Source organism: Klebsiella sp. 1SOBk10mer, from assembly GCF_046602535.1.
Lineage (GTDB): Bacteria > Pseudomonadota > Gammaproteobacteria > Enterobacterales > Enterobacteriaceae > Klebsiella > Klebsiella quasipneumoniae.
The window spans coordinates 101,503-116,841 of the sequence record NZ_JBKIUP010000007.1 but is presented as its reverse complement, the minus strand read 5'-3'; the positions used below and the strand labels follow the sequence as shown (position 1 = coordinate 116,841).

General features: G+C 58.8%; 17 protein-coding genes. 14 read left to right on the top strand and 3 right to left on the bottom strand.

Annotated features, from left to right (window positions below; genetic code table 11):
- Positions 1-3 precede the first annotated feature (3 nt).
- Positions 4-1,029, top strand: a complete 1,026-nt coding sequence (ytfT, locus tag ACLH1I_RS18675; RefSeq protein WP_004206491.1) for a galactofuranose ABC transporter, ATP-binding protein YtfT — start codon at positions 4-6, stop codon at positions 1,027-1,029.
- Complete coding sequence (gene yjfF, locus ACLH1I_RS18670; protein WP_002886825.1) at positions 1,016-2,014, top strand: galactofuranose ABC transporter, permease protein YjfF; 999 nt, start codon at positions 1,016-1,018, stop codon at positions 2,012-2,014. Before ytfT ends, yjfF begins: the two co-directional genes overlap by 14 nt.
- Positions 2,015-2,058: 44 nt before the next feature.
- Here the strand turns inward: yjfF and fbp are convergent, their stop codons facing one another.
- Positions 2,059-3,057, bottom strand: a complete 999-nt coding sequence (fbp, locus tag ACLH1I_RS18665) for a class 1 fructose-bisphosphatase (protein ID WP_004206493.1) — start codon at positions 3,055-3,057, stop codon at positions 2,059-2,061.
- A 175-nt stretch (positions 3,058-3,232) separates the two neighbouring features.
- Here fbp and mpl point away from each other — a divergent pair, with 175 nt between their 5' ends.
- Entirely contained in the window at positions 3,233-4,606 is a 1,374-nt protein-coding gene (mpl, locus tag ACLH1I_RS18660; protein ID WP_004206494.1) for a UDP-N-acetylmuramate:L-alanyl-gamma-D-glutamyl-meso-diaminopimelate ligase, read from the top strand.
- A gap of 68 nt (positions 4,607-4,674) precedes the next feature.
- Complete coding sequence (locus ACLH1I_RS18655; RefSeq protein WP_017900578.1) at positions 4,675-5,202, top strand: GNAT family N-acetyltransferase; 528 nt, start codon at positions 4,675-4,677, stop codon at positions 5,200-5,202.
- Positions 5,203-5,245: 43 nt separating this feature from the next.
- Here ACLH1I_RS18655 and ACLH1I_RS18650 read toward each other — a convergent pair whose 3' ends face one another.
- Together ACLH1I_RS18650 and yjgA are read right to left on the bottom strand one after the other, a co-directional pair.
- Positions 5,246-6,454: an aldose 1-epimerase family protein gene (locus ACLH1I_RS18650; RefSeq protein ID WP_017900577.1), complete on the bottom strand. Its 1,209-nt coding sequence runs from the start codon at positions 6,452-6,454 to the stop codon at positions 5,246-5,248.
- A gap of 565 nt (positions 6,455-7,019) precedes the next feature.
- A complete protein-coding gene (gene yjgA / locus ACLH1I_RS18645) occupies positions 7,020-7,571 on the bottom strand; it encodes a ribosome biogenesis factor YjgA (RefSeq protein WP_004206498.1) in 552 nt (183 codons plus the stop codon).
- 95 nt (positions 7,572-7,666) lie between these two features.
- Between yjgA and pmbA the strand changes: the two genes are divergently transcribed.
- From pmbA to dagF, 10 genes are all read left to right on the top strand, one after another.
- Complete coding sequence (gene pmbA, locus ACLH1I_RS18640) at positions 7,667-9,019, top strand: metalloprotease PmbA (protein ID WP_151629305.1); 1,353 nt, start codon at positions 7,667-7,669, stop codon at positions 9,017-9,019.
- Between the two features lie 36 nt (positions 9,020-9,055).
- Positions 9,056-9,442, top strand: coding sequence for a cytochrome b562 (cybC, locus tag ACLH1I_RS18635; protein ID WP_002886893.1), 387 nt, complete (start codon positions 9,056-9,058; stop codon positions 9,440-9,442).
- A 289-nt stretch (positions 9,443-9,731) separates the two neighbouring features.
- Positions 9,732-10,070 (top strand): PRD domain-containing protein, encoded by a 339-nt coding sequence (locus ACLH1I_RS18630; RefSeq protein WP_004206500.1) that lies wholly within the window; start codon positions 9,732-9,734, stop codon positions 10,068-10,070.
- 10 nt (positions 10,071-10,080) lie between these two features.
- Entirely contained in the window at positions 10,081-10,443 is a 363-nt protein-coding gene (locus ACLH1I_RS18625; RefSeq protein WP_004206501.1) for an SFCGS family glycine-rich protein, read from the top strand.
- A gap of 2 nt (positions 10,444-10,445) precedes the next feature.
- Positions 10,446-10,745: a DUF4312 family protein gene (locus ACLH1I_RS18620; protein ID WP_004206503.1), complete on the top strand. Its 300-nt coding sequence runs from the start codon at positions 10,446-10,448 to the stop codon at positions 10,743-10,745.
- A 21-nt stretch (positions 10,746-10,766) separates the two neighbouring features.
- Entirely contained in the window at positions 10,767-11,543 is a 777-nt protein-coding gene (locus tag ACLH1I_RS18615; protein WP_002886897.1) for a DUF4311 domain-containing protein, read from the top strand.
- 13 nt (positions 11,544-11,556) lie between these two features.
- Positions 11,557-12,201, top strand: a complete 645-nt coding sequence (locus tag ACLH1I_RS18610) for a DUF4310 family protein (RefSeq protein ID WP_004206504.1) — start codon at positions 11,557-11,559, stop codon at positions 12,199-12,201.
- Positions 12,202-12,313: 112 nt separating this feature from the next.
- Positions 12,314-13,447, top strand: coding sequence for an amidohydrolase/deacetylase family metallohydrolase (locus ACLH1I_RS18605; RefSeq protein WP_198079903.1), 1,134 nt, complete (start codon positions 12,314-12,316; stop codon positions 13,445-13,447).
- Positions 13,431-14,549, top strand: coding sequence for a DgaE family pyridoxal phosphate-dependent ammonia lyase (locus ACLH1I_RS18600; RefSeq protein ID WP_151629309.1), 1,119 nt, complete (start codon positions 13,431-13,433; stop codon positions 14,547-14,549). Before ACLH1I_RS18605 ends, ACLH1I_RS18600 begins: the two co-directional genes overlap by 17 nt.
- The gene (dagF, locus tag ACLH1I_RS18595; protein WP_049003745.1) at positions 14,546-15,286 is read left to right on the top strand and encodes a 2-dehydro-3-deoxy-phosphogluconate aldolase; all 741 of its coding nucleotides are present in this window, start codon (positions 14,546-14,548) and stop codon (positions 15,284-15,286) included. Before ACLH1I_RS18600 ends, dagF begins: the two co-directional genes overlap by 4 nt.
- Positions 15,287-15,339: the final 53 nt, after the last annotated feature.

The following is a 15,339-nucleotide window of genomic DNA, read 5'->3' as shown; positions in this document are numbered from 1 at the left end:
CTCATGATGCCTCGATCTCTTTCGCAAACCGGCCCGGAGAAGCGACGCTTCACCTGGCCGAAGGGCACCCCGCAGATCATTGCTCTGCTGCTGGTTCTGCTGGTCGACAGCCTGGTGGCGCCCCATTTTTATCAGGTGGTGCTCCAGGATGGCCGCCTGTTTGGCAGCCCAATCGATATTCTCAACCGCGCCGCTCCGGTGGCGCTGCTGGCCATCGGCATGACGCTGGTGATCGCCACCGGCGGAATCGACCTGTCGGTGGGGGCGGTGATGGCGATTGCCGGCGCGACGGCCGCCTCGATGACCGTCGCCGGACACAGCCTGGCGGTGGTGCTGCTGGCCTCGCTGGCGGCGGGCGCGCTGGCCGGGCTGTGGAACGGCATCCTCGTGGCGGTCCTTAAGATCCAGCCCTTTGTGGCGACGTTGATCCTGATGGTGGCCGGACGCGGGGTAGCGCAGTTGATCACCGCCGGGCAGATCGTCACCTTTGATTCCCCTGCGCTGGCGTGGCTTGGCAGCGGATCGTTTCTGCTGTTTCCGACGCCAGTGATCGTCGCCGCTGCTACGCTGCTGCTGTTCTGGCTGTTTACCCGTAAAACGGCGCTGGGCATGTTTATCGAAGCGGTGGGGATCAATATCCGCGCGGCGAAAAACGCCGGCGTTAATACCCGCATCGTGGTGATGCTGGCCTATGTCCTGAGCGGCGTCTGCGCGGCGATCGCCGGGATCATCGTGGCGGCGGACATTCGCGGCGCGGATGCCAATAACGCCGGGCTATGGCTGGAGCTGGACGCCATTCTGGCGGTGGTCATCGGCGGCGCTTCGCTGATGGGCGGGCGATTCAACCTGCTGCTGTCGGTGGTGGGGGCGCTGATTATCCAGGGCATGAACACCGGGATTTTGCTCTCCGGCTTCCCGCCGGAGCTCAACCAGGTGGTGAAAGCGGTGGTGGTGCTGTGCGTACTGATTGTCCAGTCGCCGCGCTTTATCGGTTTACTGAAAGGGGTACGCGGCCATGATAAAACGTAATTTACCGTTGATGATCACCCTCGCGGTGTTTGTGCTGGGCTATCTCTACTGCCTGACGCAATTCCCCGGCTTTGCCTCGACGCGGGTGATCTGCAATATCCTGACGGATAACGCCTTCCTCGGGATCATCGCCGTGGGCATGACCTTCGTGATCCTCTCCGGCGGGATCGATCTGTCTGTCGGGTCGGTGATCGCCTTTACCGGCGTCTTTCTCGCCAAAGCGATTGGCTTTTGGGGAATATCACCGCTGGTGGCGTTTCCGCTGGTGCTGGTGATGGGCTGCGCCTTCGGCGCGTTTATGGGGCTGCTGATTGACGCCCTGAAGATCCCGGCCTTTATCATCACCCTCGCCGGCATGTTCTTCCTGCGCGGCGTGAGCTATCTGGTGTCAGAGGAGTCGATTCCGATTAACCACCCGGTGTATGACACCCTGTCCGGGCTGGCATGGACCATTCCCGGCGGCGGACGCCTCAGCGCCATGGGGCTGCTGATGCTGCTGGTGGTGGTGGCCGGTATTTTTGTCGCCCACCGCACCCGCTTCGGCAATCAGGTGTATGCCATCGGCGGCAACGCGACGTCGGCGAATCTGATGGGGATTTCCACCCGCAGCGCCACAATCCGTATCTATATGCTCTCCACCGGGCTGGCGACGCTGGCCGGGATCGTCTTTTCCATTTATACCCAGGCGGGCTATGCGCTGGCAGGCGTCGGCGTGGAGCTGGACGCCATTGCCTCGGTGGTGATCGGCGGCACGCTGCTCAGCGGCGGCGTTGGCACCGTGCTGGGAACCCTGTTCGGGGTGGCGATCCAGGGGCTGATTCAGACCTACATCAACTTCGACGGCACCCTCAGCTCATGGTGGACGAAAATCGCCATCGGCATTTTGCTGTTTATCTTTATCGCGCTGCAGCGTGGGCTGACCGTGCTGTGGGAAAACCGGCAGAATGCGGCGGTGACGCGGGTGAGCGGGGCGGGGAGTCGCTAAGCGAGAGGCTCCTCCCGCAGGCGCGGGAGGAGCGGGCAGGGCGTTTAGGCGTCCGGGAACGACTTAATAAAGTTCTCGACGTCTTCCACCATGTGGTTGTTGCCGACGAAGAAGGAGCGGCGCTGGTGCAGGCTTTCCGGAACAATATCCAGAATACGCTCTTTACCATCGCTGGCCTTACCGCCCGCCTGTTCGGCAAGGAAGGCCATCGGGTTGCATTCATACAGCAGGCGCAGCTTACCATCCGGGTGGCTGGCGGTGCTTGGATAGAGGTAGATGCCGCCTTTCAGCAGGTTGCGGTGGAAGTCCGCCACCAGAGAGCCGATATAGCGTGAGGTATAAGGACGCTGAGTCGCTTTGTCTTCTTCCTGGCAGTACTTAATGTACTTCTTCACGCCCTGCGGGAATTTGATGTAGTTGCCTTCGTTAATGGAGTAGGTATTGCCCTTCTCCGGGAAGCGCATGCGCTCCTGGCACAGACAGAAGACGCCGAGGGACGGGTCATAGGTGAAGGCGTGGACGCCGCAGCCGGTGGTATACACCAGCATTGTCGAAGAGCCATAGACCACATAGCCCGCTGCCACCTGCTTGTTTCCCGGCTGCAGGAAATCTTCTTCTGTCACCGGCGTGCCAACAGGCGTCACACGGCGATAGATAGAGAAGATCGTACCGACAGAGACGTTAACGTCGATGTTAGAGGAGCCATCCAGGGGGTCCATCAGCACCACGTATTTGGCGTGTTCACACCCTTCGAAGACGACAATCTCATCTTCTTCTTCAGAGGCGATCCCGGCAACAATATCGCGTGCTCGCAGTGCGGCTTTTAATTTTTCATTAGCGAACAGATCGAGTTTTTGCTGAACCTCGCCCTGAACGTTTTCAGCACCGCTGGCACCCAGGATATCGACCAGACCGGCCTTGTTGATATCGCGGTGGATGATCTTGGCGCCCAGCTTTATTGCTGACAACAAAGCAGTCAGCTCACCGGTGGCGTGGGAGAACTCGTGCTGCTTTTCAACAATAAACTCACCTAACGTTTTCATAACTCGTTCCCTGCATTTTTATGTTGAGTAAAACGAACGCAACAATCTTAACAAAGAATCAAAAAAGTGCGCACTGGTGAATCGCGCCAGCAAAATACAGATTCGCCTGAAATGCATTTCGCCAGGGCCCGGGATATGGGTAAAATGTGCCCCGGATAAGAGAAGGAAATGACGAATGCGCATTCATATTTTAGGAATCTGTGGCACGTTTATGGGGGGCCTGGCCATGCTGGCGCGCTCCCTCGGTCATGAGGTAACGGGGTCGGATGCTAACGTCTATCCGCCGATGAGCACCCTGCTGGAAAACCAGGGGATTGATTTAATTCAGGGCTATGACCCCAGCCAGCTGGAGCCCCGGCCGGACCTGGTGATCATCGGTAACGCCATGACTCGCGGCAACCCGTGCGTTGAAGCGGTGCTGGAAAACAATATTCCCTATATGTCCGGCCCGCAGTGGCTGCACGACTTCGTGCTGCGCGATCGCTGGGTGCTGGCCGTCGCCGGGACCCACGGCAAAACCACCACCGCCGGCATGGCGACCTGGATCCTTGAAGCCTGCGGTTACCAGCCGGGCTTCGTTATTGGCGGCGTTCCGGGCAATTTCGACGTCTCTGCGCGCCTGGGCGACAGCCCGTTCTTCGTCATTGAAGCGGATGAATACGACTGCGCCTTCTTCGACAAGCGCTCCAAATTTGTTCACTACTGCCCGCGGACGCTGATCCTTAACAACCTTGAGTTCGACCACGCGGATATCTTTGACGACCTGAAGGCGATTCAGAAGCAGTTCCACCATCTGGTGCGCATCGTGCCGGGCAAAGGCAAAATTATCCTGCCGGAGAACGACATCAACCTGAAGCAGGTGATGGCGATGGGCTGCTGGAGCGAGCAGGAGCTGGTGGGCGAGCAGGGCCACTGGCAGGCGAAGAAGCTGAACGCCGACGCCTCGCAGTGGGAAGTGCTGTTTGACGGCGAAAAGGTCGGCGAGGTGAAGTGGGCGCTGGTCGGCGAACATAATATGCATAACGGCCTGATGGCCATTGCCGCGGCGCGTCACGTCGGGGTACTGCCGGCGGATGCCGCGAACGCGCTGGGCAGCTTTATCAACGCCCGCCGTCGTCTGGAGCTGCGCGGCGAAGCCAACGGCGTCACCGTGTATGACGATTTCGCTCATCATCCGACGGCGATCCTCGCCACGCTGCAGGCGCTGCGCGGCAAAGTGGGCGGCACCGCGCGCATTCTCGCCGTGCTGGAGCCGCGCTCTAATACCATGAAAATGGGCGTCTGCAAGGACGATCTGGCGCCGTCCCTTGGCCGCGCCGATGAAGTGTTCCTCCTGCAGCCGCAGCATATTCCATGGCAGGTAGCGGAAGTGGCGGAAGCCTGCGTCCAGCCGGCCCACTGGAGCGCCGACGTCGATACCCTGGCGGAGATGGTGGTCAAAACCGCCCATCCTGGCGACCATATCCTGGTGATGAGCAACGGCGGCTTCGGCGGCATTCATCAAAAGCTGCTGGATAAGCTGGCGCAAAAAGCGGCCGCGGCAGAGTAAGCCCGAGCGCCTCCGGTCACTGCCCTCCGCGTGAGGGCAGTTTTGTTTTTACCAACAGGGAGGGTGTGATGCTGACCTGCGAAAGCGTACTAACTACCGACTCGCCCCATTTCGCCATGCTGGACGCGCTCTACGCACGCGCCTTTCCGTGGCACGAGCAGCGCGAAAGCGAGGCCAAACTTCAGGCGCTGAGCCACCCGCACTACGCGCTGGAGGCGTGGTTCGATGAGAACGTATTTATCGGCCTCAGCGGCTGCTGGCTGTTTGCCGGCTACGGTTATGTCGAACATCTGGCGATCGACGATACGCTGCGCTCCCGTGGCTATGGTAAACAGCTGCTGGCGCAGATCCTGACGCGCGCCCCGCTGACTATTCTGGAAATCGATCCGCTCACCAGCGAGATCGCCCATAAACGACTGCGCTTTTATCAGTCGATGGGATTTCACGCTAACCCCTGGGCGCATCGTCATCCCACCTATCATCAGGGCATCGCGGATCATGAGCTGCTGGTGCTGAGCTATCCGCAGCCGATCGATGAGCGACAGTACCAGCAGTTTGCCCGGGATCTCGGGCACGAGGTGATGGGGCGGGAGTAGCCCGGCGCGGCGTACCGCTCCGGGCGTTCGGCTGGGGGTATTTTTACTCTTTGGCGATCGGCGTTTCGTTCTCCACCACTTTATTGTCGCCCTGAATCTGCGCGATCTTCTGCTCGACGGCGGCCACCTGGGCGCTGTCGTGCAGCAAGGTGTAGGTCAGATCAAACTGCGCGCTGGCGCCCGGCTGCAGCTGCTTCACGCGTTTTTGCTCGCGTTCAATGGTCACCGGATAGGCGTAGCTGGTCCCCGGCTCGATACCGGTGACGTAACCCTGTTTGACGGTGTCGGTGTTTTTCCACAGCGTCAGGACCGGCAGCTGGCGGGTGTCGAACTGAATGGAGGCTCCTTTATCGCCCGCTTTGTTGACCACGGCGGCCAGCGTCTGGTGATTTTCATCGGCCAGCGGCTGAATATTAAATACCATCTCGTCAAAGTCTTTGGTCGGTCCCTGATAGGTTTGCCAGGTTTTTAACCCGCTCTTGGCGTAATCATTGAACGGGCTGATGCTGGACATCGGGGCGAGGAAACGTGCGCCTTCTTCGAGGATCGGGGTACCGAAGTTGCTGTGGTAGATGATCTGATAATCATGCGGATAGTCGGCGTGATTGGTTAAGACATCGTGCAGGCTGAAGCTGTTACTGCCCGGGATATAGCGCAGCTCGGTCATGGTCTGCAGATCGGCTTTTTTGAAGGTGCTCTCTTTCACCAGCCCGCGGACGCGAATTTCATACGGCGCGCTGTCGGCCACCTCAACCTCCACCAGGGAGGCCGGCGTGTTGCCGGCCTTGCCGTGCAGGGTATAAATTTGCCCGTCCGCGGTGACTGGATGGCCGGTCCACTCATAGCCGCAGCGGACCATCATCTCGTTGAACCCTTCCAGCCAGCCGAGTCCGTTGCGGCTCTCCAGGTTGATAAACGCCGGGTTAACAACCTCTTTGACCGGCGAATCCCAGCCCATCCGGCTGCCGAAGCCTTCCACTCGCAGCAAGTTCATGCCCCGCGTCGGGCTGAGGGTGATGGTCAGGCCGTCTTTACTGCGAATGGTGAGGATTTTGCTGCCTTCCTGCTTGCCGCCGTGCAGGACTTTTTGCTCAATGCTGAACGTATGGTCTTTCACCTTCAGCTGATCGCTGCTGATCTGCCAGTTTCCTTTATCCATGCCCTCTTCAGCACTCGTCAGCACCCATGTTTTTGCCGCGGCGGAGCCAGAAACCAGCAGAGCGATAGCCGTCAGAACCAATGTCTTTTTCATTTTTATTCCCTTTTGCTGAATCGATTGTGTCATTGACGTGTGAAATCTACCGGCATGGGGGTGATTAAAATGTGAAGCGCCTCACCTGGTGAGAAAGTGGCCGTTTTGAAGATGTTAAATGCGATAAGTGTCGTATTATTGTGCTAAGGCATGATTAATTATCACCACAAGATGTGATCTGCATTGCTTTTAGCTTTAACGATTCAGCGGTGGTGAGGCAATAAACAAAAGTATCGTTGTGCGGATTAGGGGGACTCAGGAGATGCAGCGGGAACCCCCTGCTGGCGCGATGTTGGCGTTGTAGCTGGGGAAGGTAGGCCGGATAAGGCGTAGCCGCCATCCGGTACAACGCCGGAAACGGCGCCGGATACAGTTTGCCCGGCGGCGCTGCGCTTGCGCGGGCCTACGGAGTTGAGCAACTGTTTGATAACTCAGGTTCAGCAGCCTTTCGTAGGCCGGATAAGGCGTAGCCGCCATCCGGCACAACGCCGGAAACAGCGGAGTAGCCCGGATAAGGCGCAGCGCGCCGCCATCCGGGTGACTTGTGCGGCAAAAGCGGCGGGAATTAGCCTTCGTTTTCCGCCAGTTCGCGCAGATACTGGAAGATCAGGCGCGCGGATTTCGGCGGTTTGTTGCCTTCTTTCTCTTTCTTCGCATTGCGGATCAGGGAACGCAGCTGCTGACGGTCAGCATCTGGCCACAGGTTCAGCACTTCAGCTACGGCGTCATCCCCGTCGTCAATCAGTCGGTCACGAATCTGCTCCAGCTTGTGGAACAGCGCAACCTGCTGGTTGTGGCGGTTTTTTAGCTTATCCAGCGCCTGACGAATCGGATCGACATCGCGATTGCGCAGCATCTTACCGATAAGCTGCAGCTGGCGGCGGCGACCCTCTTTTTTGATTCGCTGGGCGAGTTCGATGGCGTCGCGCAGGTCAGTATCCAGCGGAATTTTATCCAGCGCGTTTTTCCCCAGGTCAACGAGTTCAGCGCCAAGACGCTTCAGTTCTTCCGCGTCGCGCTTAATTTCACTCTTACTGACCCAGATAATTTCATCGTCTTCATCCTCGATATCATCACCGGGAACGTCGTCGAGCCAGTCTTCGGGCTGCTTTGTCATCTCAGGCTCCTTAAAAAAAGAGGCTAATGTTACCAGTTAAGGCGCGCACTGAAAAACGGTTCTCTGTTAGACTTCAGTTAACTCCTTCTTACATTATGGCATTAGCAATGAAAGTGATCTCTCAAGTTGCCCAGCAACGTAAGACGCTGGAAGAGGCCGTGACCACGGCGCTGGAACTGGCGGCAGGTAAATCCGATGGCGCAGAAGTCTCCGTCAGCAAAACGACAGGCATCGGCGTCAGCACCCGCTATGGCGAAGTGGAGAATGTAGAATTCAATAGCGATGGGGCGTTAGGCATCACGGTTTACCACCAGAACCGCAAGGGCAGCGCCTCTTCCACCGATCTCAGCCCGGACGCCATCGCCCGTACCGTGCAGGCGGCGCTGGATATCGCGCGCTATACCTCCCCGGACCCGTTTGCCGGCGTGGCCGATAAAGAGCTGCTGGCCTTTGACGCCCCGGATCTGGACCTGTTCCACCCGGCGGAGGTCTCCCCGGACGACGCCATTGAACTGGCCGCCCGCGCGGAGCAAGCGGCGCTGAAGGCCGATAAACGCATCACCAACACCGAAGGCGGCAGCTTTAACAGCCACTATGGCATCAAAGTGTTCGGCAACAGCCATGGCATGCTGCAAAGCTACTGCTCGACTCGCCATTCGCTCTCCAGCTGCGTCATTGCGGAAGATGACGGCGATATGGAACGCGACTACGCCTACACCATTGGCCGGGCAATCGAGGATCTGCAATCCCCGGAATGGGTCGGGGAAGAGTGCGCCCGCCGCACCCTGTCGCGCCTGGCGCCGCGTAAGCTGTCGACCATGAAGGCGCCGGTGATTTTCGCCAACGAAGTGGCGACCGGGCTGTTTGGCCACCTGGTCGGAGCGATTGCCGGTGGTTCGGTATACCGCAAATCCACCTTCCTGCTCGATTCGCTGGGCAAACAAATTTTGCCGGAGTGGCTGACCATTGAAGAGCATCCGCACCTGCTGAAAGGGCTGGCCTCCACGCCGTTCGACAGCGAAGGCGTGCGCACTGAGCGTCGTGACATCATCAAAGACGGCGTACTGACCCAGTGGCTGCTGACCAACTACTCGGCGCGTAAGCTGGGGATGAAAAGCACCGGCCACGCCGGGGGCATCCACAACTGGCGCATTAACGGCCGCGGCCTGAGTTTTGCAAAGATGCTTAAAGAGATGGGCACCGGTCTTGTGGTTACCGAACTGATGGGGCAGGGTGTCAGTGGCGTCACCGGCGACTACTCACGCGGCGCATCCGGCTTCTGGGTAGAAAACGGCGAAATTCAATATCCTGTCAGTGAGATCACCATTGCAGGAAATCTGAAAGAAATGTGGCGTAATATCGTGACCATTGGCGATGATATTGAAACGCGCAGCAACATTCAGTGTGGTTCTGTGCTGCTGCCGGAGATGAAAATCGCCGGACAATAACACCTGTTTGCTTAAATAATAAAAAGGAAGTGAGCAATGCGTAAAAAACTGTTAGCGATGCTGGCTGTCTCTGCTTTTGCGCTCGGTTCAGCGTCGGCCTTCGCCGACCTGGGCGAAGACATGGACACTCTGGCAGAAAACCTGCAAGTGGTACAGAAAACCTCTGACGCCGGCGAGCTGAAAGCGGCGCTGAATAAGATGCGTACCGCCGCGGTTGATGCCCAGAAAGAGACCCCGCCGAAGCTGGAAGGCAAAGCGGCCGACAGCGCTGAGATGAAAGATTACCGTCACGGTCTGGATATTCTGATCGGCCAGATCGACGGCGCGCTGAAGCTGGCGAATGAAGGCAAGGTGAAAGAGGCGCAGGCCGCCGCGGAGGAGTTTAAAACCACCCGCAACACCTACCATAAGAAGTACCGCTAACTGTTCTTTTCGGGAGGCATCAGCCGATGTCTCCCGCCTGAAAACCTACCTGTATCACATTTTTCCCTTTTCTTTTTCCGCCCTTTCCGCAGCCGCGGGCGGCTCATTCGCGCGCATTGTTGTGATACGTCTCACGCCATAATTGCTGTTTTTTCATTTTTCCAGTGAATATGTGGTGTCGATCACGCCTGCCGTCTCCCTTTCCACTTCGAAGTGGAAAACAACTCGCTACAAACTCCCACCCCCCGGCGCTACTTTGATTCCCAGAGACATCAGCGGGGTATCAGAAGTGAATAACGGAGCGGTAATACACGACGTAGGGGAGCAGGCAGCGCAGACCGAACGCCTGGCTGACAAGATGCTGCAGCAGGTTTTTGCCCTGTTAAGCCGTCACGGCATCGTCCCTAACGACGTTCAGGAGCAAATGCTGACTTCCCACGTGCGGGCGATGGCCCACCGGTCAATCAGCGGCGAACCGCTGCCGGAAGTGGATGCCAGCCTGTTCGAAGAGATTTCACCAGATTCAATGACGTTGGCCCGCGAAGTGGTCGCGCAGTTCGGCAACCTGCCTGATGAAGAGGCCTGGCTGCTCTCCGTCCACTTCGAAGTCGCAAAAGAAAACCTGTAAGGAGCAAAACATGGAACAAATCACCGTAGTTATTGGCGACCGTCTGGGTAAAGGCCAAAAGGTCGCCGCAGGCGCAGAGAAAGCCGGCGCACGCGCAGTGGTCGTCCCTGGCGTTGCTGCCGACATGAAGCTTGGCGACATGATGAAAGCGGAAAACGCCACCTTCGGCATCTCTTTCTGCGGCAGCGGCGGCGCCGGCGCCATCACCGCCCAGACCAAATACGGCTACAAAGCGAAATACGGCATGCGTTCTGTTGAAGAGGGCGTCACCGCCATCAACGAAGGCTGCAACGTGCTGGGCTTCGGCTTTATGGATAAAGAAGAGCTGGGCGAGCGCCTGGTAGAAGCCTGGAAAAAGAAATACGGCGCATAAGTATGAAAGAGCAATTCACCACCACGGTGAGGGTTGCCGGCAAAGGCGAAAGCAAATCACGGGCCTTCGCCGATGCCCTGAACCATGTGCAGGCTGCGGTGATGAAAACCTCATCGCACATTCTGCTGCGTATTGAGCCACAGGACGTGACGGTTGTTCATGCGCGCGAAGCGGTACGAAAAGAGGCCTTCCTGTTTTTCTTTTTGCGCCGTGAACGACGGACCTACAGCGTGGAGCTGGACGTCACCGTCAACGTGACCGCCATCGATCTCGATAAAGTGGATTTCGTCACGCAAACCTGATTGTTAGCAAAGGGTCTGACTATGTTCCTGATAATTTTAATAAAATCGCTTATCATCGGCGGCCTGGTCGGCGTCGGCGTGGGCGCCGGAGCGGCACGCATGTTTCATGCCCCTACCACCCAGGGGATGGGGGCGTTTCGAACCCTGGGCGAGCTAAACTCCTGTGAGGGCGATCCGGCTTCCCACTTCTCCTTTGGCCTCGGTTTCTTCTTTAACGCCTGGGCCTCTTCCGTTGCAGCAGGCTCCTTCACCCAGGATGTTGACCACCGCATTATCCCCAACTGGGGCGCGGCGGCGCTGATGCTGAAAAATCGTAACGTCGGCGAAACGCTGCACGATCCGAAAAAAATGGCCATCTCCTGCGGCATCATCGGCATGATTGTCGTCGCCTTCCTCAACCTTACCGCCTCGTCCGTACCGGAAGCGCTGCAGGTGACCGCGGTTAAGGTACTGGTGCCGGCGGCAAACCTGCTGGTGAACACCGTGATGCCGGTGATCTTCTGGCTGGCGGCGATCGACGCCGGTAAAAAATCAGGCTTCTGGGCGACCATCTTCGGCGGCGCGGCGCAGCTGATTATGGGCAACGCCGTACCGGGGCTGGTGCTGGGTATTCTGATCGGCAAAGGCGTTGAAGAGAGCGGCTGGAACCGGGTCACCAAAGTGATGATGGTGGCCATTGTCGCCCTGTTCGTCCTCAGCGGTTTCTTCCGCGGCTTCGACATGAAGATGATCGAATCCTTCCATCTGACCGTGCCGAACTGGCTGGACATGATCCACAACTCACTCAGCGGCAAATAACGGGAGCCTGATAATGGAACAGAATAAAGGTTTTTGGTATGCCGACTGGTCGTTCCCGATCTTCGTTGGCCTGCTCTCCTCCGGCGTCTTCGCCGGGACCCACATGTACTACCTGTACGGCATCGGCGCCTTTAACGAAGTCGCCTTCGTGGCGATGCTGAAGTCGGGGATTGATACCGGCGTTTACGGCGCGGTGGCGGCGTTTGGCGCCAGCTTCCTGTTCGCCCGCATCATCGAAGGGTCGCTGGTGGGGATCCTCGATATCGGCGGCGCTATTCAGACCGGGATCGGTCTTGGCGTCCCGGCGCTGCTGCTCGGCGCGGGCTTTGTCTTCCCGGTGGCGAACTTCGCCGCCTCGCTGGCAACCGGCCTGATCCTCGGCCTGGCGGTGGGCTACATCATTATTCTGGCGCGTAAGTTCACCATCAACCAAAGCGACTCCACCTACGGCGCCGACGTGATGATGGGCGCAGGTAACGCCTCCGGCCGCTTCCTGGGGCCGTTGATTATCCTCAGCGCAATGACCGCCTCGATTCCTATCGGGATCGGCTCGCTGGTTGGCGCACTGCTGTTCTATATCTGGCAGAAACCGATCACCGGCGGCGCCATCCTCGGCGCGATGATCCTTGGCTCGATCTTCCCGGTGGCGATTAGCTAATCGCCCGATGGCGCTGCGCTTATCGGGCCTACAGGTCAGCGCGATGTGTAGGCCGGATAAGGCGGTACGCCGCCATCCGGCAACAGATTCACTCTTTCATCAGGAGATAGCTATGTTTGATTTACTCCTGCGCCGCGCGCGCCTCGTCGACGATACCCTGACTGATATCGCCATTCAGGACGGGAAAATCGCGGCGCTGGGCGAGATTAGCGCGCCCTCCCGTAAAACCATCGATCTGCAGGGCAACAGCTACGTCAGCGCCGGCTGGATTGACTCCCACGTTCACTGCTACCCGAATTCGCCGATATATCACGATGAGCCGGACAGCGTCGGCATCGCCACCGGCGTCACCACCGTGATTGATGCTGGCAGCACCGGCGCCGACGATGTGGACGACTTCTACCAGTTAACCCGCAAAGCGGTGACGGAAGTCTATGCCCTGCTCAATATTTCCCGCGTCGGGCTGATTGCCCAGAACGAACTGGCCATTGTGGCCAATATCGACGCCGAGGCGGTGAAGCAGGCGGTGCAGCGCCATCCCGACTTTATCGTCGGCCTGAAGGCGCGGATGAGCAGCAGCGTGGTGGGGGAAAACGGCATTACGCCGCTGGCGCGCGCCAAGACTATGCAGCAGGAAAACGGCGATCTGCCGCTGATAGTACACATCGGCAATAATCCGCCGAACCTCGATGAAATTGCCGAGCTGTTGAGTCGCGGCGACATCATTACCCACTGCTATAACGGCAAGCCGAACCGCATTCTGAATCCTGCCGGCGAACTGCGCAGTTCGATTACCCGCGCCCTGCACCGCGGCGTGCGCCTTGACGTCGGCCACGGTACCGCCAGCTTCAGCTTTGAAGTGGCGCGCCGGGCGATTGCGCTGGGCATTCTGCCGCACACCATCAGCTCGGATATTTACTGCCGCAACCGCATCGACGGCCCGGTACGTTCGCTGGCGCTGGTGATGTCGAAATTCCTCGCTATCGGCATGACCCTGCCGCAGGTGATTGACTGCGTGACCGTCAGCGCCGCCGAGGGGCTGCGCCTGTCGCGTAAAGGGCGGCTGGAAGTGGGTTTCGACGCCGATCTAACGCTATTTCGCCTGGAGCGCCAGCCAACGCTGCTGGTGGATGCCGAAAAAGAGAGCCTCCAGGCAGACAACATTCTGGTGCCGCTGGCCGCGATCCGCGCGGGCAAAGGCTATCTGACCGAACAAGGGAGCGCGGAACATGCCTTCGATTTTTGAAAAATACCGTTTAAAACAAGTAATTAACACTTCCGGCCGGATGACGGCGCTGGGCGTCTCCACGCCGCGCCCGGAAGTGGTGGAAGCCGCGATGGCCGGTATGAACCAGTACTTTGAAATGAAAGACCTGGTGAATAAGACCGGTGAGTACATCGCGAGACTGCTGGACGTGGAAGGGGCGACCGTTGTCTCCTGCGCGTCGGCAGGGATTGCCCAGTCGGTAGCGGCGGTGCTGGTGAAAGACAGCGACTGGCTGCTGGAAAATCTGCACGTCACGCCGATTGAAAATAACGAAATCGTGTTGCCGAAGGGCCACAACGTCAACTTCGGTGCCCCGGTTGGCACCATGGTGGCGCTGGGCGGCGGTAAGCTGGTGGAAGCGGGCTACGCCAACGAATGTTCTGCCCAACAGCTGGCGGCGGCGATCACCCCGCGCACCGCGGCGATCCTCTACATCAAATCCCACCACTGTGTGCAGAAAAGCATGCTCAACGTGGCGCAGGCCGCGGAAGTGGCGCGTCAGCATCATTTACCGCTGATCGTCGACGCGGCGGCGGAGGAAGATCTGCAGGGCTACTACCGCATGGGCGCCGACCTGGTGATCTACAGCGGCGCGAAAGCGATTGAAGGGCCGACCAGCGGGCTGGTGATCGGCAAAACGCAGTACGTTGAGTGGGTTAAACGCCAGTCGATGGGCATTGGCCGGGCGATGAAAGTGGGTAAAGAGGGGATCCTCGGCCTGACCTGCGCCATTGAACACTACCTGACGGCGAGCAAAGAGAGCGGTGAGGAGATGGTGACGAAGATGACGCCGTTTATCGAACAGCTCAACACCCTCGACGGCGTCACTGCCCGTGTGGTATGGGACAGCGCCGGCCGCGATATCGCCCGCGCCGAAATCAAATTCGACGAAGCGGTGACCGGCGTGAAGACCGGCGATCTGGTTAACGCGCTGAAGCAAGGCGAATACGCCATCTACTTCCGCGGCTATAAAGCGAATGAAGGCATTATCGAAGCCGATGTCCGCAGCGTTAACGCACAGCAGCTGGCGGTGGTCGCCCGTCGCATCGCGGAAGTTCTGCACAAGGAGAAACAAGCATGAAACTGACCCCAAACTTTTACCGTGACCGCGTGTGCCTGAACGTCCTGGCGGGCAGCAAAGACAACGCTCGGGAAATCTACGACGCGGCGGAAGGTCATGTCCTGGTCGGCGTGCTCTCCAAAAATTACCCGGACGTCGCCAGCGCGGTGGCCGATATGCGCGACTACGCGAAGCTGATTGATAACGCCCTCTCCGTCGGGCTGGGCGCGGGGGATCCGAATCAGTCGGCGATGGTGAGCGAGATTTCTCGCCAGGTGCAGCCGCAGCACGTCAACCAGGTCTTCACCGGCGTGGCCACCAGCCGCGCGCTGCTCGGGCAAAACGAGACGGTGGTCAACGGCCTGGTTTCGCCCACCGGTACCCCGGGGATGGTGAAGATCTCCACCGGCCCGCTGAGCAGCGGCGCGGCGGATGGGATTGTGCCGCTGGAAACCGCCATCGCGCTGTTAAAAGATATGGGCGGCAGCTCCATCAAATACTTCCCGATGGGCGGCCTGAAGCACCGCGACGAGTTCGAGGCGGTGGCCAAAGCCTGCGCCGCGCACGATTTCTGGCTGGAGCCGACCGGCGGTATCGATCTGGAAAACTACAGCGAGATCCTGAAAATCGCCCTTGATGTCGGGGTGAGCAAAATCATCCCGCATATCTACAGCTCGATTATCGATAAGGCCAGCGGCAACACCCGCCCGGCCGATGTTCGCCAGCTGCTGGAGATGACCAAACAGTTAGTGAAGTAGTGCCCTTGCCCCTCACCCTCAAAGGGTGAGGGGCAACTGATCCCACCGAACCA